An 18,883-nucleotide genomic window follows, 5' to 3' on the forward strand; every position below is an offset into this window, starting at 1 on the left:
GATTAATTTTTTATTAGCTGCATCGAATGGCTGCGTTGCGAGCAATCAATAATATTGACGCCGTTCCACGCCAGTTCTTGTTCCAGCTCTTTGTCTTTTAATTGGTCAGTGATGAGAAAATCCACATCGCGGTAATGACAAATACGCGCGAATGAGGGGCGCAGAAATTTACTGCCGTCCAGCAGCAGATGTTTTCTTTCTGCCGCTAACAACATTTGCTGTTTTAAATGTGCGTTGTTTTCGTTACCTTCGCGTAAATAACCGTCATTGCCCAAACTGCTGCAGGAAAAAAAGATCTTATTGATCTGAAATTCCCGTAGCGGCTGCTCTGCGACGACGCCGTGGAAATCTTCATAACGGTCAGAATATTCTCCACCCAGGCAGATGGTGCGGATACTGCCGCGCGCTGCAAGGGTCTGGACGATTCTGATAGAATTGGTTAACACCGTTAATTCAATATCCGGTAGCTGTCGTGCCAGATACCAGCAGGTGGTACTACTGTCGAGTAATAAACAATCACCGGGGCTGATAAAATCGAGTGCCCGTTTGGCTATCGCCATCTTGGCCTCGACGTTTTCATTCATGCGCTGGCGAAAAGATAATTCATACTCGTTAATACCGCGTGTATTTCCCTGAATGTTGGCGGCCTGTCGTTTGGCTGGTACTGCACCACCGTGACTGCGCTGTAATACGCCACGTTTCTCCAGCTGCGTTAAATCACGGCGAATGGTTTCCTGAGAAACCTGACACAGCGTGACTAATTCAGCGACAATGACCCGACCATTTAAATTAAGCTCGTCAATAATTCGCTGCTGTCTTTCAATCGGCAACATGACTTCCCTCCGATGGCTATAAATTACTGGATGCCGGAATGTGAAAATGTGGGCTGGGCACGAGTCCGCAGCGACCAACTGGCCCGGCGACATTAAGGTGATTTTCATTGGATTTTTTATGTAAATGAGATCTCTTTATTTCAAATTTAAGTGATCGCATTCACATAAATGCGCGTTATTACGCGAGGGAATGAGAGAGACCATGCACAGCGTTGACGCTCTGCCAGCACCATAGCATGACCGATTATGACCGTTTGTGTGTATTTGACCGTTTTGTGAAGGGGGTAAAAATTGTCCGACGAATCCGATTGAGCAGAAATCAGCCGCACCGGATGATGGAGCTGTTGCGCTATTCCACACAGATCGCCCATAAGGCGACGGCTTTTTCAGCAGTTAACTTCGCTTTTCAGGCCACTTCACAGTTTCGGCCTGATGACCGCGCATGCATTGCGCTATCATTTTCTTTCCAGGAATCGGGGATCGTTTTTTTTCATGTCGTATTGGATGAAGTCGCTGCTTTTATTGCCCTTTCTGCTGATCGCCAGCGTACAGGCCGAGCCGCTGCAAAAGTCGTTTTCCGACTGGCAGATCACCTGCAACAACGCGGCGTTCTGCGTGGCACGCAGTTTTCCTGGCGATAATGGCCTGGTGATGACGATTTCGCGTCACGCCGGGGTCAACGATCGGCCGCTGCTGCGCATTGATTACGGCAGCGCCTACAGCGGTGCATTGCCGGGCGCGGCGCTAAAAGACAACCTGCTGCTCGACCAGCGCCGCCTCAATCCGGACCTCAAACACTGGACGGTGGAGCCGCATCATCTGGCCACCAGCAACGCCATCGCCATCGACGAATTTCTCGCCCAGACGCTGGATGCCAGCAATTTACAGCTCACCTATAAAGCCAGCGCCAGTATTCCGCTGCGCGGTATGAAAGCGGCGCTGCTGCTGATGGATGACGTGCAGGGGCGGGTTAACGGGGCCAGCGCCTGGGTAAAGCGCGGTGATCGTGTGCAGTGGGATGTGCCACCGCCGCCCTCAATTCCGCAGCTGCCGGCAGCGCTGCCCGCACCCGCGCCGCTGACGCAGCAGGAAACCACCGGCCTGATCGATTACGGAACCTGGCGCGTCAATACTGACAACTGCTCGCTCGATCCGCTGCGGCGGGAAGTCAGCGTTGCGCCACTCACCGACAGCAAAGCGCTGCTGCTGATAAGCTGCGAAACCGGGGCCTACAACGTGATCGATCTGGCGTTTGAAGTCACGCGCAGCCAGCCGTATGTGTCGCGCGGCATCACGCTCAACCTGCCGTTTACCCCGCCGTCGCGCACTGATAATCAGCTGGAGCTGGTGAACGCCGAGTTCGATGCCAGTAATGGCCAGCTGTATACCTTCAGTAAAGGGCGCGGTCTGGGCGACTGCGGTGTGGCCACACGCTGGCAGTTTGATGGTAATGCTTTCGTGCTGGCGGAGTATGCGGAGGAGAAGACCTGCGACGCCTGGCATAGTAGTGATGACTGGCCCACCCTCTGGGTCACTCAGTAATCCCCGTCATCCTTCGCACTGCAGGGGCGTTGGCCGCCTTCTTTCACCCCGGTCACTTACTGATGTAAGCTCCCGGGGATTCATTCAGTTGTCGCCTTCCTGCAGCACGAATGATTTAGGGGAGGGTTCGCAGTAACTGCTCGTCATAACTCACGCTTTGGCTACGGTGACATGACATCAGCTGTCAAAGGCTTAGCGAATATTGCCGATCATCATCGGTGAGCCCGTCTGGTTGCCCACCAGCTCAGCCAGCATGTTGTTGACGCCATCGCTCATCGGGGTGAAGCGGGTCAGCGGCGAGCGCGTCACGACCACAAATACGCCGACGTTGTGCTGTGGCACCATCGCCATGTAGGTGATGAAGCCGCCGCCGCCGCCGGTTTTCTGAATGATGCCCGGATGGCCCGCCTTCGGTGCCATATAAACCCAGCCCATGCCCAGCGCGTCGGCGCGTCCTGGCACGTCCATGCCTTCCACTTTAGTCAGCTGGTCGCGGCGATAAATCAGCGTTTGCAGCCGATCGATCTGCGGCGTGCGGTGATTCACCGCCGAGTTGAGGAACTGCTGCATCCAGCGTCCCATATCGTCCGGCGTGGAATACACGCCGCCGCTGCCGATGGCTGCCAGCGTGTTATTGCACGGGCTGGCCCCTTTTTCGGCAATCATCAGGCGCTGACACTGATCCGGTGATGGCGTGAAGGTGGTGTCCTTCATGCCGAGCGGACGCGTTACCAGCTGCTGCAGCAGGGCCGGATAAGGCATACCGGCGGCTTTAGCCAGCGCGTCGCCCAGCAGATCGAAGGCGAGGTTGGAATAGGCTGCCTGCGTGCCCGGCGCGGCTTTTAGCTGCGCACCGCGCAGCCACTGCCAGCGATCCGCTTTGGTTGGCCAGACAAACACCGGACGATGCGGTTTGCCACCCGGCTGCTCGCGCGGCAGGCTGCTGGTGTGGGTGGCGAGATTGATCAGCCGAATCGGCTGGCCGTTGTAGGTCGGTACCCGGGCACCCGGCGGCGCGTATTTGCTCAGCGGATCGTCAAGGCGAATCTGGCCGCGCTCGGCCATCTTCACCATCACTTCGCTGGTCATCAGTTTGCTCAGCGAGGCGATACGGATCAGTGAGTCCTGCTGTGGGCGCACATTATTGCCGGGACGGGTTTCGCCAAAGCTGGCGAACACGCGCTGGTTACCGTCAATTGCCACCAGCGCCATGCCGGTTGCACCACTGCCATAGAAAATATGCTCGGCATAGCGATCAACAATCTGCGAGGCCAGCAGCGGATCGGGCGATACCTGCGCCGCGCTGGTAAAGGGCAGCACGGCAACCATTAAGGCCAGTAAAAAAGGAGTACGTTTTTTCAACGGGAAAGCGTCCGCTATAGGAATCGGAGGAAAACCTATAGTAATCAGTTTGCGCAAAGCGGGAAGGGGGCGGGGCGGATTTTTTTCTGTATCAGGCTGTGAAATAAAACGGCCCTCTCCCGGTAGCGGGAAAGGGCCAGACACTCAGGCAGGCTTAAGCAGGGATTCGGCGTGGCTCACCACGTTCTCGACGGTAAAGCCAAAGGCCGGGAACAGCTTGCCGGCTGGCGCCGATTCGCCGAAGGTGGTCATGCCAACAATTTTGCCGTCGATGCCGACGTATTTGTACCAGTAGTCGGCAATACCGGCTTCAACCGCCACGCGTGCACGCACGGTGGAAGGCAGCACCGATTCACGATAGGCCACGTCCTGTTTATCAAACACGTCAGTGCTCGGCAGCGACACCACGCGCACCTTGTGGCCGTCGGCGCTGAGTTTCGCTTCGGCGCCCAGCGTGATCTCCACTTCGGAACCGGTGGCAATCAGGATGACGTCCGGCGTGCCGTCACAATCTTTAAGGATGTAGCCACCGCGCGCGATGTTCTCTACCTGTTGCGCGCTGCGCTCCGGCTGCAGCAGGTTCTGACGCGACAGAATCAGCGCGGTCGGACCGTGATGGCGCTCAATCGCCGCTTTCCATGCCACGGCGGTCTCGACCTGATCGCACGGTCGCCAGGTACTGAAGTTTGGCGTCACGCGCAGGCTGGCCAGCTGTTCAACCGGCTGGTGCGTCGGGCCATCTTCGCCCAGACCAATTGAGTCGTGGGTGTAGACCATAATCTGGCGCGCTTTCATCAGGGCGGCCATGCGCGCTGCGTTACGCGCGTATTCGACGAACATCAGGAAGGTGGCGGTATAAGGCACAAAGCCACCGTGATGCGCGATACCGTTGGCAATCGCCGTCATGCCAAATTCGCGTACGCCGTAATGAATGTAGTTACCGGCGTGATCCTCTTTGATCGGCTTCGAGCCGGACCAGATAGTGAGGTTGCTGGGCGCGAGGTCGGCGGAACCGCCGAGGAACTCCGGCAGCAGTTTACCGAAGGCTTCCAGCGTGTTCTGTGAGGCTTTGCGGCTGGCGATTTTCTGCGGGTTAGCCTGCAGATCGCGAATGAACTGGCTGGTTTTGTTTTCCCAGTCAGCCGGCATTTCGCCCTTCAGGCGGCGGCTGAATTCGTCCGCCAGCTGCGGATGCGCCTGCTGATAAGCCGTGAACTTCTCTTCCCAGGATTGCTCCTGCGCGGCCCCGGCTTCTCTGGCATCCCACTGCTGATAAATATCCTGCGGGATCTCAAACGGACCGTAGTTCCAGCCGAGCTGTTTACGCGTCAGCGCCACTTCCTCTTCGCCCAGCGCGGCCCCGTGCGACTCCTCTTTGCCGGCTTTGTTTGGCGAGCCAAAGCCGATTACCGTGCGGCAGATGATCAGCGAAGGCTTGTCGGTGACGCTTTGCGCTTCTTTGATGGCCGCCGCGATGGCATCCGGATCGTGGCCGTCAATGCCTTCGGCGCTGCCCACCACGTGCCAGTTATAAGCTTCAAAACGCTTGTGGGTGTCGTCGGTAAACCAGCCTTCGGTTTCGCCGTCGATGGAGATACCGTTGTGATCGTAGAAGCCAATCAGTTTGCCGAGGCCCAGCGTGCCGGCCAGCGAACAGACTTCGTGCGAGATGCCTTCCATCAGACAGCCGTCGCCCATAAACACATAGGTAAAGTGATCGACGATATCGTGGCCAGGCTGGTTGAACTGGGCCGCCAGCGTGCGCTCGGCAATCGCCAGACCGACAGCGTTGGCCAGCCCCTGGCCGAGCGGGCCGGTGGTGGTTTCGACGCCCGGCGTGTAGCCAATTTCCGGGTGGCCCGGCGTTTTTGAGTGCAGCTGGCGGAAGTTTTTCAGCTCTTCCAGCGGCAGATCATAGCCGGTGAGGTGCAGCAGGCTATACAGCAGCATCGAGCCGTGCCCGTTAGACAGAATGAAGCGATCGCGATCCGCCCAGGCCGGGTTGGTCGGGTTGTGCTTCAGGAAGTCGCGCCACAGCACTTCGGCGATATCAGCCATGCCCATCGGCATACCTGGGTGGCCGGAATTTGCTTTTTGTACCGCATCCATGCTCAGGGCGCGGATCGCGTTAGCCAACTCTCTGCGTGAAGACATAGGGTTCTCCCTTGTAATTGGGCAAAAGCGGACGGGCCGCAACCCGTCCGGCAGAAGGTGAGTTCAGGATTACAGGCGGGCGGCCAGCACGTCTTCCAGCTTCTGCTGGTCGACGGCAAACTGGCGGATACCGTCGGACAGTTTCTCCACGGCCATCGCATCCTGGTTATGCTCCCAGCGGAACTCCGCTTCGGAGAGCGGTGCCGGCTGGTGGAAGCCCTCGGTTGATGGCTCCAGTTTGCGCTCCACCGGCGCTTCGCTATTGGCCAGCTCTTCCAGCAGGTTCGGGGAGATGGTCAGGCGATCGCAGCCGGCCAGCGCCACAATCTGCTCCACTTTACGGAAGCTGGCACCCATGATGACGGTGTTGTAACGGTGCTTTTTGTAGTAGTCGTAAATACGACGCACCGATTTAACGCCCGGGTCTTCGTCGACCACATACGGGTCGAGCGGTTTGCGCGTGTTGTACCAGTCGTAGATTCGGCCGACAAACGGCGAAATCAGGAACACGCCGGCTTCGGCACAGGCGCGCGCCTGGGCGAAGGAGAACAGCAGCGTCAGGTTACAGTTGATGCCGTTCTTCTCCAGCTCTTCCGCCGCTTTGATGCCTTCCCAGGTGGACGCCAGTTTGATCAGAATACGTGAGCGGTCGATGCCGTTCTCTTCATACAGGCGGACCAGTTTCTCCGCTTTGGTCACACACATGCCACGATCGAAAGAGAGGCGCGCATCCACTTCGGTCGAAACACGGCCCGGTACGCTTTTCAGAATTTCCATACCGAGGTTGATCGCCACTTTATCGCTGGCGTTGATGATTTGCGTCTCTTTGCTGCCGCCCTGTTTTTTCGCGTACTCAATGGCGTCATCAATCAGGTGTTTGTAAGCGTCGAGGCCGGCAGCTTTGAGGATCAGAGATGGGTTAGTAGTGGCATCTTCCGGATGGTAATGGCGAATGGATTCGATATCGCCGCTGTCCGCCACCACGGTGGTGAACTGTTTTAATGCATCTAGCTGGTTCATCGCTTAACTCCTTGATTAGCAATAATGTGGGCAAAACAGGCACCCGGGCAGTCATCGTCTTAGGTGCGCCCTTATCGGGGAAGGGAGGTTCCACACAGTGCAACAGACGCCGGATGAAGAAAATGCGTTTTCTCTGATTGTGACGTCGGGGCGCGTTTCTGATAGTCAGGCCTGCCTGATCGGTTCAGCTCAGCGTTTTGCCACCCTTAAGCATAGCAGGCTGTCCCAAAGCCGCAGGCGAAGCCGTGGCAATCCGTGCCCTGGCGACTGTGCGTTCTTTGAGCGCCTTCAACCTCTTTTGCGCCGCGCGTTCTTATACTGAGGGCTTTTCAGCCGTGCAAAAGGATGTCTGATGGACGATCAACTCAAGCAAAGCGCGCTCGATTTTCACCAATATCCCACCCCCGGAAAAATTCAGGTGTCACCCACTAAGCCGCTGGCGACGCAGCGCGATCTGGCACTGGCCTATTCACCCGGTGTGGCGGCACCCTGTCTGGAAATTGCCGCCGATCCGCTGGCCGCGCACAAATACACCGCGCGCGGCAATCTGGTAGCGGTGATCTCCAACGGCACGGCGGTGCTGGGGCTCGGTAATATTGGCGCGCTGGCCGGCAAGCCAGTGATGGAAGGCAAGGGTGTGCTGTTCAAAAAGTTTGCCGGCATTGATGTGTTCGACATCGAAATCGACGAGCACGATCCGGACAAACTGATTGAGGTGATCGCGGCGCTGGAGCCGACGTTCGGCGGCATCAACCTTGAGGACATTAAAGCGCCGGAGTGTTTTTACATTGAGCAGCAGCTGCGGCAGCGCATGCAGATTCCGGTGTTTCATGACGATCAGCACGGCACCGCCATCATCTGTACCGCGGCAGTGCTTAACGGCCTGAGCATCGTGAATAAGGCGATTGCCGACGTGCGGCTGGTAGTGTCGGGCGCTGGCGCGTCAGCCATTGCCTGCCTCAATCTGCTGGTGGCGCTTGGCATGCAGCTGAAAAATATCGTGGTGTGTGATTCAAAAGGGGTGATTTACCGCGATCGCGAAGCGGACATGACGCCGACCAAAGCCGCCTATGCCGTGGAAGACAGCGGGGCGCGCACGCTGGATGAGGTAATTGGCGGCGCGGATATTTTCCTTGGCTGCTCCGGTCCGAAAGCGCTGACGCCAGAGATGGTGCAGAAGATGGCGCCAAATCCGCTGATTCTGGCGCTGGCCAATCCGGAGCCGGAGATCATGCCGCCGCTGGCGAAGCAGGTGCGGCCGGATGCGATTATCTGTACCGGGCGCTCGGATTTCCCCAATCAGGTGAATAACGTGCTGTGCTTCCCGTTCATCTTCCGCGGCGCGCTGGACGTCGGTGCCACCGCCATCAACGAAGAGATGAAGCTGGCGGCGGTGCATGCGATTGCCGCTCTGGCGCAGGCGGAACAGAGCGACGTGGTGGCGTCCGCTTACGACGATCAGGATCTGAGTTTTGGCCCGGAATACCTGATTCCCAAACCGTTCGATCCGCGTTTGATTGTGCAGATAGCCCCGGCCGTCGCCAGAGCGGCGATGGATTCCGGCGTGGCGACGCGACCGATTGCTGACTTTGACGCCTACCGCGAGCAGCTCACCGAGTTCGTGTATAAAACCAATCTGTTCATGAAGCCGATCTTCTCGCAGGCGCGCAAAGCGCCGCAGCGCGTGGTGCTGGCGGAAGGTGAAGAGGTGCGGGTGCTGCACGCTACTCAGGAGCTGGTGTCGCTCGGGCTGGCGAAGCCGATCCTGATTGGCCGTCCCAACGTGATTGCCATGCGTTTGCAGAAGCAGGGGCTGAAAATCGAGGCCGGGCGTGATTTTGAGATCGTGAACAACGAGTCCGATCCGCGCTTTAAGGAGTACTGGAATGAATATTATCAGCTGATGAAGCGGCGCGGCGTCACGCCGGAAACCGCCCAGCGCGCGGTGATTGGCAATCCCACGCTGATCGGCGCCATCATGGTGCATCGCGGCGAAGCGGACGCGATGATTTGCGGTACCATCGGCGACTACCGTGAACATTACGATGTGGTGGAGAAGGTGTTTGGCTTCCGCGATGACGTCAAGGTCGCCGGGGCGATGAACGCGCTGCTGCTGCCGAGCGGCAACACGTTTATTGCCGATACTTATGTGAATGAGGATCCCAGCGCTGAGCAGCTGGCGGATATCACGCTGCTGGCGGCAGAAACCGTGCGGCGTTTCGGCATCGAGCCGCGCGTGGCGCTGCTGTCGCACTCCAGTTTTGGCACTTCGAACGCCCCCGGCGCGCGGAAGATGCGCGAGGCGCTGGCGCTGATTCAGCAACGAGCGCCAGAACTGGAAATTGATGGCGAGATGCACGGCGATGCAGCGCTGGTGGAGAGTATTCGTCGCGAGCTGATGCCGGACAGCCCACTGAAAGGTACCGCCAATCTGCTGATCATGCCGAACGTTGAGGCCGCACGCATCAGCTACAACCTGCTGCGCGTGTCCTGTTCGCAAGGGGTGACGGTGGGGCCGGTGCTGATGGGCATCCGCAAGCCGGTACATGTGCTGACGCGCATCGCCTCGGTGCGACGCATTGTTAACATGGTGGCGCTGGCGGTGGTGGAGGCGCAGACCGAGCCGTTGTGAGCGGCAAGCTGGCCTGATACCCGGTCGCCCTGAAGGGCGACCCCACGGGGGCGCGTTTTATCGGGTTATTCCGCAGGGTGCGCATGAATGCGCACCTGGCTTATTTTTCCAGCCCCAGCCAATCCTGCACCGGCAGGAAATCGCGGGTCAGCGCGGCTTCCGGGGAGCCGTCCGCGGGTTGATAATCATATTCCCAGCGCACCAGCGGCGGCATCGACATCAGAATCGATTCGGTGCGACCGCCGGTCTGCAAACCGAACAGCGTGCCGCGATCCCACACCAGATTGAACTCAACGTAGCGGCCCCGGCGGTAAAGCTGGAACTGACGCTCGCGCTCGCCCCACGCCAGCTCTTTGCGCTTCGCTACAATCGGCTGATAGGCCTGCATGAAACCGTTGCCGACCGCCTGCATGAAATCAAAGCAGTGATCAAAATCCGGCGTGTTCAAATCATCAAAAAACAGGCCGCCAATGCCGCGCTGCTCGTTGCGGTGTTTCAGGAAGAAGTAGTCGTCACACCACTTTTTGTAGCGCGCATAGACGTCATCGCCAAACGGCTGGCACAGATTGAACGCGGTCTGATGCCAGTGCCGGGCATCCTCTGTGAAACCGTAGTAAGGAGTGAGATCGAAACCGCCACCAAACCACCAGACCGGATCGGCGCCCGGCTTTTCGGCAATGAAAAAGCGCACGTTGGCGTGGCTGGTTGGCACATACGGATTTTCCGGGTGTACCACCAGCGACACGCCCATCGCTTCGAAGCTGCGGCCCGCCAGCTCCGGGCGGTGCGCGGTGGCTGACGCGGGCATCTGCTCGCCATACACATGGGAGAAATTAACCCCAGCCTGCTCGAACACCTTGCCATTACGCAGCACGCGGCTGCGTCCGCCGCCGCCGCCGGGGCGTTGCCAGGTGTCTTCGGCAAAGCTGGCGCTGCCGTCTTCCGCCGCCAGACCGGCGCAAATGTCATCCTGTAGCGCCAGCAGATAGGCTTTGACGCGCGAAATATCGGGATTGCTCATGGCTCACTCATTGCAAAAATTTGCCGCGATTCTAGCACAAAACGCTATCAGGCCTGGCGACGATCGTACTCATCAAAGTAATTGACGATACCGTCGGCAATCGCCCGGGCAATTTTCTGGCGAAACGCCGTGGTGCCCAACAGCTGTTCTTCACGCGGGTTGGTGATAAACGAGGTTTCCACCAGCACCGACGGGATGGACGGGGATTTTAGCACCGCGAACGCCGCCTGCTCGGTGTGCTGGCTGTGCAGGTGATGCACCGGACGAATCTGGTCCAGCACGTGTTTACCCAGCGTCAGGCTGTTGCGGATGGTATCGGTCTGCACCAGGTCGAACAGGATCTGGTTAAGGTAATTATCTTTTTCCTGCACCGCCGCACCGCCCACTTTATCGGCGTCGTTTTCGCGCTGCGACATATAGCGCGCCATGGCGCTGCTGGCACCGCGATTGGAGAGGGCAAACACTGATGCCCCGTTGGCTTCCGGGCTGGTGTAGCCGTCGGCGTGAATCGACATAAACAGGTTGGCGCCGTGCTGATGCGCAATCTCCACGCGCTGGTAGAGCGGAATGAAGTGGTCGCTGTCGCGCGTCAGCCGCACTTCCACCTTCGGGTGATTCTGCAGTAGCGTACGCACGGTATTGGCGATCTCCAGTACGATGTGCTTCTCTTCTGAGCCTTCCTGACCCACCGCACCAGAATCAATGCCGCCGTGACCGGGATCGATCATCACAATGCGCTTGCCGCTGGTGGCCGGTTTCGGCGGTGTATGGCGTGCGCTGACGGGCACTGCCGCGCGCGTTTCCTGCGCCTGGACCGCGCGCGGCGACAGCACTGCCAGCGCCAGGCCGGAGAGGATCAGCTGGCGGCGATTGGTCAGGCGCCGTAACAGTGAAATCTTGTTCATTAACATGTCCCTGAGAGTAAACCTGCCCCGTGTTATAGCCTAAGCGCCGTCCGGCGGCGACTGCCGAACCATTTCAGGACATTACTTTGTATTTCAGGCCGCGAATCGCTATTTAGCCGTTTTTTTCAGCCGTTGCGCCCTGCGAGGGTTGCGCCTGGCAAAGAATGCGTGATAATCAGCGAATTGTGCCTCATTGCAGGGTAACGCCGATGGAAATCCGCTCCTTCCGCCAGGAAGATTTTGAAGAAGTCATTACGCTCTGGGAGCGTTGCGATCTGTTACGGCCGTGGAACGATCCGGAACTCGACATCGAACGCAAAATGAATCATGACCCGGAGCTGTTTCTGGTGGCTGAGGTAGGCGGCGAGGTCGTGGGCACGCTGATGGGCGGCTACGATGGCCATCGCGGCTCCGCCTACTATCTGGCGGTGCATCCTGATTATCAGGGCCGGGGATTTGCCAATGCGCTGATGAACCGGCTGGAGAAAAAGCTGATTGCGCGCGGCTGCCCAAAAATCCATCTGATGGTGCGCGAAGAGAACGATCAGGTGGTGGCTTTCTACGAGAAGCTGGATTACGAGCCGGTCGACTCGCTGCTGCTGGGCAAACGCCTGATTGAAGACCGTGAATACTGATTCCACGCGGCGCGCGGCCGGGTTTCTGCCCGCCATGCAGCACAGCGAATAAACTTTTTGCCGGTTTGCGACTCCAACAGGCACGCCAGTCGGCACAAAAGAAAGGAGTTTGCATGAAAGTTGTTCGTCCCGCCCTGCTGGTCAGCGCCCTGGTGCTGGCCGGTTGCGCCAGTTCCGGTTCCTCTTCCCCTGCCAGCACCAGCGAAAGTCACTGGTACAATCCGCTCAGCTATCACTGGTCGGCGCTCAATCCGTTCAGCTGGTTTGGCAGTTCGCTCACCGTCACCGAGCAGGGCGTCGCCGGGCTGAACAGCAACACGGCAATGTCGGAGTCCGCCATTCGCGCCGCGCTGAACAATGATTATCAGCTGCGTCAGGGCATGCGCACGCAAAACGGGCAGGTGGTGGATTTCTGGCAGGCGCTGGATGACGGTAAGGTTAAGCTGGTGATCAATGGCCAGCGCAGCGTTGAACGTATTGAAGTGCTCGATAGCGACGCGCGCAGCGCCGACGGCAGTAAAATCGGTGATGCGTTCAGCGATAAATTCAGCAAAGCGTTTGATAACTGCAAAATGGTTGCCGGGCTGGATGTGCGCGATGTTGAGTGCCGCGCGCCGGGTAGTCAGCATATCGCCTATATCTACAGCGGCGAGTGGCACGGCCCGACCGGGCTGATGCCGTCGGATGATACGTTAAAAAACTGGAAAATCAGTAAGATCGTCTGGCAGCGTTAACTGGCGAAAAAATTGCGTTAACGCATCTTCTGCGCAGGGCTTTCCGGTATGATACCGGCGAAAAAACGCCGTTAACTTTTATGCCGGAGAGCATTGTCATGTCTCAGTTTCAGAGCGGGATCCTGCTGGAGCACCGCCGTTTCGCCATTTGGCTGGAAGCCCGCGCCACCGGCGACCTCGCTGCGCTGCGTCAGGGTTGCCACGCCTTTCTGCAGCAGCTGGCTGCGCTGCAGCAGCAATTCCCGGACGCCGGTATCGGTGCGGTCATCGCCTTTGGTGATGCGCTGTGGCGCGATCTGCAGGGCACCGACTCAGCTCCCGAACTCAAAGCTTTCACGCCGCTCGGCAAAGGTGCGGCACCGGCGACGCAGCGCGATCTGTTGATCCATATTCAGTCGCTGCGTCACGACGTGAACTTTTCGCTGGCGCAGGCGGCGCTGACGGCGTTTGCCGGCGCGGTCGCCATTGAAGAAGAGACGCACGGTTTCCGCTGGGTCGAGGATCGCGATCTTTCCGGTTTTGTTGATGGCACCGAAAACCCGCAGGGCGAGGCGCGCCAGCAGGTGGCGATCATTGCTGACGGCCCGGATGCCGGCGGCAGCTACGTGTTTACCCAGCGCTGGGAGCACAACCTGCCGCAGTTCAACCGGCTGGCGATTGATAAGCAGGAAGCGATTATTGGCCGCACCAAACAGGACAATGAAGAGCTGCCGGGCGATCAGCGGCCGGCGACGTCGCACCTGAGCCGCGTGGATTTGAAAGAAGCGGGCAAAGGCCTGAAGATTCTGCGCCAGAGCCTGCCGTACGGCACCGCCAGCGGTCGCCATGGCCTCTATTTTATTTCGTACTGTCATCGCCTGTATAACATTGAGCAGCAGCTGCTGAGCATGTTTGGCGAGCGCGACGGCAAGATGGATGCCATGTTACGGTTCACCAAACCGGTGAGCGGCAGCTACTTCTTTGCCCCTTCGCTGACGGCGCTACAGGCGCTGTCACGTTAAATCATCGCGTTTTACCGGTGCGCCGCCGTGCGCACCACATCTCCGCTTGACGCGGCTCAGTTAATCCCGCCCTGCGCATAAACTCTGCCGCTGGCTTATGCCTTTTTAGACTTTGAAATCCCTAAACGATATATAAAACCGTTACAGCTTTCGCCAGAGTTATAAATACACTGACAGCATCTAATGGCATAGGCTCGAACTCCATTTCTCAGGGTGCAGCATGACACGTTCGGTTTCGAAAAAATGGCTTGGCGGTATAGCGCTGTCGCTGAGTTTAGCGGGCGCGGCACAGGCAACAGAGCTGCTTAACAGCTCTTACGATGTGTCACGTGAACTGTTTGTTGCCCTGAATGCGCCGTTTGAACAGCAGTGGGACGCGGCGCACCCTGACGACAAGCTGACCATTAAACAGTCACATGCGGGTTCCTCAAAACAGGCGCTGGCCATTCTGCAGGGGCTGCGTGCCGATGTCGTAACCTATAATCAGGTGACCGATGTGCAGGTGCTGCACGACAAAGGTAACCTGATCCCGGCCGACTGGCAGAGTCGTCTGCCCAACAGCAGCTCACCGTTTTATTCCACCATGGCGTTCCTGGTGCGCAAGGGGAATCCCAAGCAGATTCACGACTGGGCCGATCTGGCGCGCGATAACGTGAAGCTGATTTTCCCGAATCCGAAAACCTCCGGTAACGGCCGTTACACCTATCTGGCCGCGTGGGGCGCTGCCGACCAGGCGGACGGCAAAGACCAGGCCAAAACCGAAGCGTTTATGACCAGGTTCCTGAAAAACGTTGAAGTGTTTGATACCGGCGGCCGTGGTGCCACTACCACCTTTGCCGAGCGCGGGCTGGGCGATGTGCTGATCAGCTTTGAATCGGAAGTGAACAATATCCGTAATCAGTACGGTAAAGACCAATACGAAGTGATTGTGCCGAAAACTAACATTCTTGCTGAATTCCCGGTCGCATGGGTCGATAAGAACGTCGAACACAACGGGACGGCGGAAGCGGCGAAAGCCTATCTTAACTACCTCTACACGCCGCAGGCGCAGAAAATCATCACCGGCTTTTACTATCGCGTGAATAACCCGCAGCTGATGGCGGAGCAGAAAGATCGCTTCCCGCAGACTGCGCTGTTCAATGTCAATGACGCGTTTGGCGGCTGGCCGCAGGTGATGAAAACCCACTTCGCCAGCGGCGGTGAGCTGGATAAATTACTGGCAGCGGGGCGCGGCTGATGTTGGCTTCTGCACAGAAACGCGTTCTGCCCGGATTTGGTCTCAGCCTCGGCACCAGCCTGCTGTTTACCTGCCTGATTCTGCTGCTGCCGATCAGCGCGCTGATCATGCAGCTGTCGCAGATGACGCTGGCGCAGTACTGGCAGGTGATCAGCAATCCGCAACTGGTGGCGGCGTATAAAGTCACGCTGCTGTCAGCGGGCGTGGCCTCGCTGTTTAACGCGGTGTTTGGCATGCTGATGGCGTGGATTCTGACCCGCTATCGTTTTCCCGGCCGTACGCTGCTGGATGGCCTGATGGACCTGCCGTTTGCGCTGCCGACGGCGGTGGCCGGCCTGACGCTGGCCGGGCTGTTTTCGGTTAACGGCTGGTACGGTCAGTGGCTGGCACATTTTGATATCAAAGTGTCTTACACCTGGCTCGGTATCGCGGTGGCGATGGCGTTCACCAGCATTCCGTTTGTGGTGCGTACCGTGCAGCCAGTGCTGGAAGAGTTAGGCCCGGAATATGAGGAAGCGGCGGAAACCCTCGGTGCCACGCCGTGGCAGAGTTTCCGGCGCGTGGTGCTGCCGGAAGTCGCGCCGGCGCTGCTGGCCGGGACCGCGCTGTCGTTTACCCGCAGCCTCGGTGAATTTGGCGCGGTGATCTTTATCGCCGGTAACATCGCCTGGAAAACTGAAGTGACCTCGCTGATGATTTTTGTTCGCCTGCAGGAGTTTGATTATCCGGCCGCCAGCGCCATCGCTTCGGTGATCCTCGCGGCGTCGTTGCTGCTGCTGTTTGCGATTAACACCCTACAGAGCCGCTTTGGCCGCCGTCTGGGAGGTCACTGATGGCTGAGATTTCACAGATCAATCATGCCGAGCGTCAGCCGGTGAACTGGGGCAAATGGCTGCTGATCGGCATTGGCGTGCTGGTATCGATTGGCCTGCTGGTGGTGCCGATGGTCTCCATCTTCTGGGAGGCGCTGGGGCAGGGCATCGGCAAGGCCTTTAGCAACCTGCAGGATGGTGACATGCTGCATGCTATCTGGCTGACGGTGCTGGTGGCGCTGATTACCGTGCCGGTTAACCTGGTGTTCGGCACGCTGCTGGCCTGGCTGGTGACGCGCTTCACTTTCCCCGGTCGCCAGCTGCTGCTGACGTTGTTCGATATTCCGTTTGCCGTGTCGCCGGTGGTAGCCGGTCTGATGTATCTGCTGTTCTGGGGCGTGAACGGCCCGGCTGGCGGCTGGCTTGATGCGCACAACATCCAGGTGATGTTTGCCTGGCCGGGTATGGTGCTGGCGACGATTTTCGTCACCTGTCCGTTTGTGGTGCGCGAGCTGGTGCCGGTGATGCTGAGCCAGGGCAGCCATGAAGATGAAGCCGCCGTGCTGCTGGGTGCCTCTGGCTGGCAGATGTTCCGCCGCGTAACGCTGCCAAACATTCGCTGGGCGCTGCTGTACGGCGTGGTGCTGACCAACGCGCGCGCCATCGGCGAATTTGGTGCGGTATCGGTAGTGTCGGGCTCCATTCGCGGCGAAACCTATACCTTACCTTTACAGGTGGAATTACTGCATCAGGATTACAACACCGTGGGCGCTTTTACCGCCGCCGCGCTGCTGACCCTGATGGCAATTGTGACGCTGTTTCTGAAAAGCGTGGTGCAGTGGCGATTAGAGCATCAGCAGAAGCGCCAACAGGAGGAAAATCATGAGCATTGAGATTAAACACATTAATAAAGCATTTGGCCGCACGCCGGTGCTGAACGATATCTCTCTGGATATTCCTTCCGGCAAGATGGTGGCGCTGCTTGGACCGTCCGGTTCCGGTAAAACCACGCTGCTGCGCATTATCGCCGGGCTGGAGCACCAGAACAGCGGGCAGATCCATTTTCATGGCAAAGACGTCAGCCGCACGCACGCGCGCGATCGTCAGGTCGGCTTTGTGTTTCAGCACTATGCGCTGTTCCGCCATATGACGGTGTTCGACAACATCGCCTTTGGTCTGACGGTGCTGCCGCGCCGCGAGCGTCCGAACAGCGCCGAAATTAAGCAGCGCGTTACCCGTCTGCTGGAGATGGTGCAGCTGGCACATCTGGCCAACCGCTACCCGGCTCAGCTCTCCGGTGGGCAGAAACAGCGTGTGGCGCTGGCGCGTGCGCTGGCGGTTGAGCCGCAGATTCTGCTGCTGGACGAACCCTTTGGCGCGCTGGATGCCCAGGTGCGTAAAGAGCTGCGCCGCTGGCTGCGTCAGCTGCATGAAGAGCTGAAATTTACCAGCGTGTTTGTGACCCACGACCAGGAAGAAGCGATGGAAGTGGCGGATAGCGTGGTGGTAATGAGTCAGGGCAATATTGAGCAGGTGGGCGCACCGGATGACGTGTGGCGTGAGCCCGCCACCCGCTTCGTACTGGAGTTCCTTGGCGAAGTGAACCGCTTTGACGGCGAAGTGCACGGCTCGCAGTTCCATGTGGGCGCACATCGCTGGCCGCTGGGCTATACGCCAGCGCATCAGGGCGACGTGGAGCTGTTCCTGCGTCCGTGGGAAGTGGACGTGTCACGCCAGAGTAGCCTGGAGACGCCGTTACCGGTGCAGGTGCTGGAGATCAGTCCGCGTGGCCACTTCTGGCAGCTGGTGGTTCAGCCCGTCGGCTGGCAAAGCGAGCCAATCTCGGTGGTGTTCGCCGGTGAACAGACGGCGCCGATCCGCGGCGAACGGCTGTTTGTTGGTCTGCAACAGGCACGTATCTACCAGGGCACCACGCCGCTGCGCCCGGTTGCCTTTGCCGAAAGCGCCTGATATTTTTGTCACTCCTTCGGGCGGGATTTTCCCGCCCGATTTATTTGTACTCCTTTCGGCTGGAATGACACCGTGACCACTCTGGAAAACACCATCGGCAATACGCCGCTGATTAAGTTGCAGCGCCTGACGCCGGATAACGGCAGCGAAATCTGGCTCAAGCTGGAAGGCAACAATCCGGCAGGTTCGGTGAAAGATCGCGCGGCCTGGTCGATGATCCACCACGCTGAGTTGCGGGGTGAAATCCAGCCCGGCGACACGCTGATTGAGGCCACCAGCGGCAATACCGGCATTGCGCTGGCGATGATTGCCGCGCTGAAAGGCTACCGGTTACGCCTGCTGATGCCGGAGAACATGAGCCAGGAGCGTCAGGATGCGATGCGCGCCTACGGGGCTGAGCTGGTTTTGGTGACACGCGAGCAGGGCATGGAGGGCGCGCGCGATCTGGCGCAGTCCATGGCGCAGCGCGGCGAAGGCAAGGTGCTGGATCAGTTTAATAATCCCGACAACCCGCTCGGTCACTATCTCACCACCGGTCCGGAGATCTGGCAGCAAAGCCACGGTCGTATGACGCATTTTGTCTCCAGCATGGGCACCACCGGTACCATCAGCGGCGTCGGGCGTTATCTGAAAGAGTTTGCTCCGGCGGTGAAAGTGATTGGTTTGCAGCCGCAGGAGGGCAGCAGTATTCCCGGTATTCGTCGCTGGCCGGCGGCCTATCTGCCGGGGATTTATCGCCCGGAGCTGGTGGATGAAGTGATAGATATGGCGCAGCAGGAGGCAGAAGAGACCATGCGCGCGCTGGCGCAGCGCGAAGGCATTTTCTGCGGCGTCAGTTCAGGTGGGTCAGTGGCTGGCGCATTGCGCATCGCGACGGCGCAGCCGGGCAGTGTGGTTGTCGCCATTGTCTGCGATCGCGGCGATCGCTATCTCTCCACCGGTGTTTTTCACCGCTAGTTCCTCCCGCCTGTTTCTGGCTTCGTGCGCCCTGTGACGCGGCGTACGGGCCATTTTTGTCTATAGT

At 58.6% G+C, this 18,883-nt stretch carries 17 protein-coding genes; 11 read left to right on the top strand and 6 right to left on the bottom strand.

Going from position 1 to position 18,883, the window contains the following annotated elements; translation table 11 throughout:
- Positions 1-2: 2 nt before the first annotated feature.
- Entirely contained in the window at positions 3-833 is an 831-nt protein-coding gene (locus F3J36_RS09830) for a DeoR/GlpR family DNA-binding transcription regulator (RefSeq protein WP_021508063.1), read from the bottom strand.
- Between the two features lie 236 nt (positions 834-1,069).
- Here F3J36_RS09830 and F3J36_RS24190 point away from each other — a divergent pair, with 236 nt between their 5' ends.
- Both F3J36_RS24190 and F3J36_RS09835 read left to right on the top strand, forming a co-directional pair.
- Positions 1,070-1,474: a hypothetical protein gene (locus F3J36_RS24190; RefSeq protein ID WP_247653167.1), complete on the top strand. Its 405-nt coding sequence runs from the start codon at positions 1,070-1,072 to the stop codon at positions 1,472-1,474.
- Positions 1,449-2,375 (top strand): DUF1176 domain-containing protein, encoded by a 927-nt coding sequence (locus F3J36_RS09835; RefSeq protein ID WP_255467571.1) that lies wholly within the window; start codon positions 1,449-1,451, stop codon positions 2,373-2,375. Before F3J36_RS24190 ends, F3J36_RS09835 begins: the two co-directional genes overlap by 26 nt.
- A gap of 192 nt (positions 2,376-2,567) precedes the next feature.
- On the opposite strand, the gene ampH is transcribed toward F3J36_RS09835, so the two are convergent.
- The 3 genes from ampH to tal form a co-directional block, all read right to left on the bottom strand.
- Positions 2,568-3,737 (bottom strand): D-alanyl-D-alanine-carboxypeptidase/endopeptidase AmpH, encoded by a 1,170-nt coding sequence (gene ampH / locus F3J36_RS09840; RefSeq protein WP_031279806.1) that lies wholly within the window; start codon positions 3,735-3,737, stop codon positions 2,568-2,570.
- Positions 3,738-3,881: 144 nt separating this feature from the next.
- Positions 3,882-5,891 carry a transketolase gene (gene tkt / locus F3J36_RS09845; RefSeq protein ID WP_058758343.1) on the bottom strand — a complete coding sequence of 670 codons (2,010 nt, stop codon included), beginning with the start codon at positions 5,889-5,891 and terminating at the stop codon, positions 3,882-3,884.
- A gap of 69 nt (positions 5,892-5,960) precedes the next feature.
- A complete protein-coding gene (gene tal, locus F3J36_RS09850; RefSeq protein ID WP_021508067.1) occupies positions 5,961-6,911 on the bottom strand; it encodes a transaldolase in 951 nt (316 codons plus the stop codon).
- 352 nt (positions 6,912-7,263) lie between these two features.
- On the opposite strand from tal, the gene maeB reads away from it, so the two are divergent.
- Positions 7,264-9,543 (top strand): NADP-dependent oxaloacetate-decarboxylating malate dehydrogenase, encoded by a 2,280-nt coding sequence (maeB, locus tag F3J36_RS09855; RefSeq protein WP_166719595.1) that lies wholly within the window; start codon positions 7,264-7,266, stop codon positions 9,541-9,543.
- Between the two features lie 100 nt (positions 9,544-9,643).
- Here the strand turns inward: maeB and hemF are convergent, their stop codons facing one another.
- Together hemF and amiA are read right to left on the bottom strand one after the other, a co-directional pair.
- Positions 9,644-10,564, bottom strand: coding sequence for an oxygen-dependent coproporphyrinogen oxidase (gene hemF, locus F3J36_RS09860; protein WP_088517111.1), 921 nt, complete (start codon positions 10,562-10,564; stop codon positions 9,644-9,646).
- 47 nt (positions 10,565-10,611) lie between these two features.
- Positions 10,612-11,469: an N-acetylmuramoyl-L-alanine amidase AmiA gene (amiA, locus tag F3J36_RS09865; RefSeq protein WP_021508070.1), complete on the bottom strand. Its 858-nt coding sequence runs from the start codon at positions 11,467-11,469 to the stop codon at positions 10,612-10,614.
- Positions 11,470-11,678: 209 nt separating this feature from the next.
- Between amiA and F3J36_RS09870 the strand changes: the two genes are divergently transcribed.
- The 8 genes from F3J36_RS09870 (at position 11,679) to cysM (ending at position 18,816) form a co-directional block, all read left to right on the top strand.
- Positions 11,679-12,104 (top strand): GNAT family acetyltransferase, encoded by a 426-nt coding sequence (locus tag F3J36_RS09870; RefSeq protein ID WP_021508071.1) that lies wholly within the window; start codon positions 11,679-11,681, stop codon positions 12,102-12,104.
- A 113-nt stretch (positions 12,105-12,217) separates the two neighbouring features.
- Entirely contained in the window at positions 12,218-12,838 is a 621-nt protein-coding gene (locus F3J36_RS09875) for an RpoE-regulated lipoprotein (RefSeq protein ID WP_166719596.1), read from the top strand.
- A gap of 98 nt (positions 12,839-12,936) precedes the next feature.
- On the top strand, positions 12,937-13,839 hold the full coding sequence (locus F3J36_RS09880) for a Dyp-type peroxidase (RefSeq protein ID WP_166719597.1): 903 nt from the start codon (positions 12,937-12,939) through the stop codon (positions 13,837-13,839).
- 220 nt (positions 13,840-14,059) lie between these two features.
- Positions 14,060-15,076, top strand: coding sequence for a sulfate ABC transporter substrate-binding protein (locus F3J36_RS09885; RefSeq protein WP_141496617.1), 1,017 nt, complete (start codon positions 14,060-14,062; stop codon positions 15,074-15,076).
- A complete protein-coding gene (gene cysT / locus F3J36_RS09890; RefSeq protein WP_021508075.1) occupies positions 15,076-15,909 on the top strand; it encodes a sulfate/thiosulfate ABC transporter permease CysT in 834 nt (277 codons plus the stop codon). Before F3J36_RS09885 ends, cysT begins: the two co-directional genes overlap by 1 nt.
- Positions 15,909-16,781 carry a sulfate/thiosulfate ABC transporter permease CysW gene (cysW, locus tag F3J36_RS09895; RefSeq protein WP_021508076.1) on the top strand — a complete coding sequence of 291 codons (873 nt, stop codon included), beginning with the start codon at positions 15,909-15,911 and terminating at the stop codon, positions 16,779-16,781. Before cysT ends, cysW begins: the two co-directional genes overlap by 1 nt.
- Entirely contained in the window at positions 16,771-17,859 is a 1,089-nt protein-coding gene (gene cysA, locus F3J36_RS09900) for a sulfate/thiosulfate ABC transporter ATP-binding protein CysA (protein WP_058770811.1), read from the top strand. Before cysW ends, cysA begins: the two co-directional genes overlap by 11 nt.
- 72 nt (positions 17,860-17,931) lie before the next feature.
- Positions 17,932-18,816, top strand: coding sequence for a cysteine synthase CysM (gene cysM, locus F3J36_RS09905; protein ID WP_166719598.1), 885 nt, complete (start codon positions 17,932-17,934; stop codon positions 18,814-18,816).
- Positions 18,817-18,883: the final 67 nt, after the last annotated feature.

The sequence above is a fragment of the Pantoea sp. Cy-640 genome (assembly GCF_011752635.1).
In the GTDB taxonomy this organism is placed as follows: Bacteria; Pseudomonadota; Gammaproteobacteria; order Enterobacterales; family Enterobacteriaceae; genus Pantoea; species Pantoea dispersa.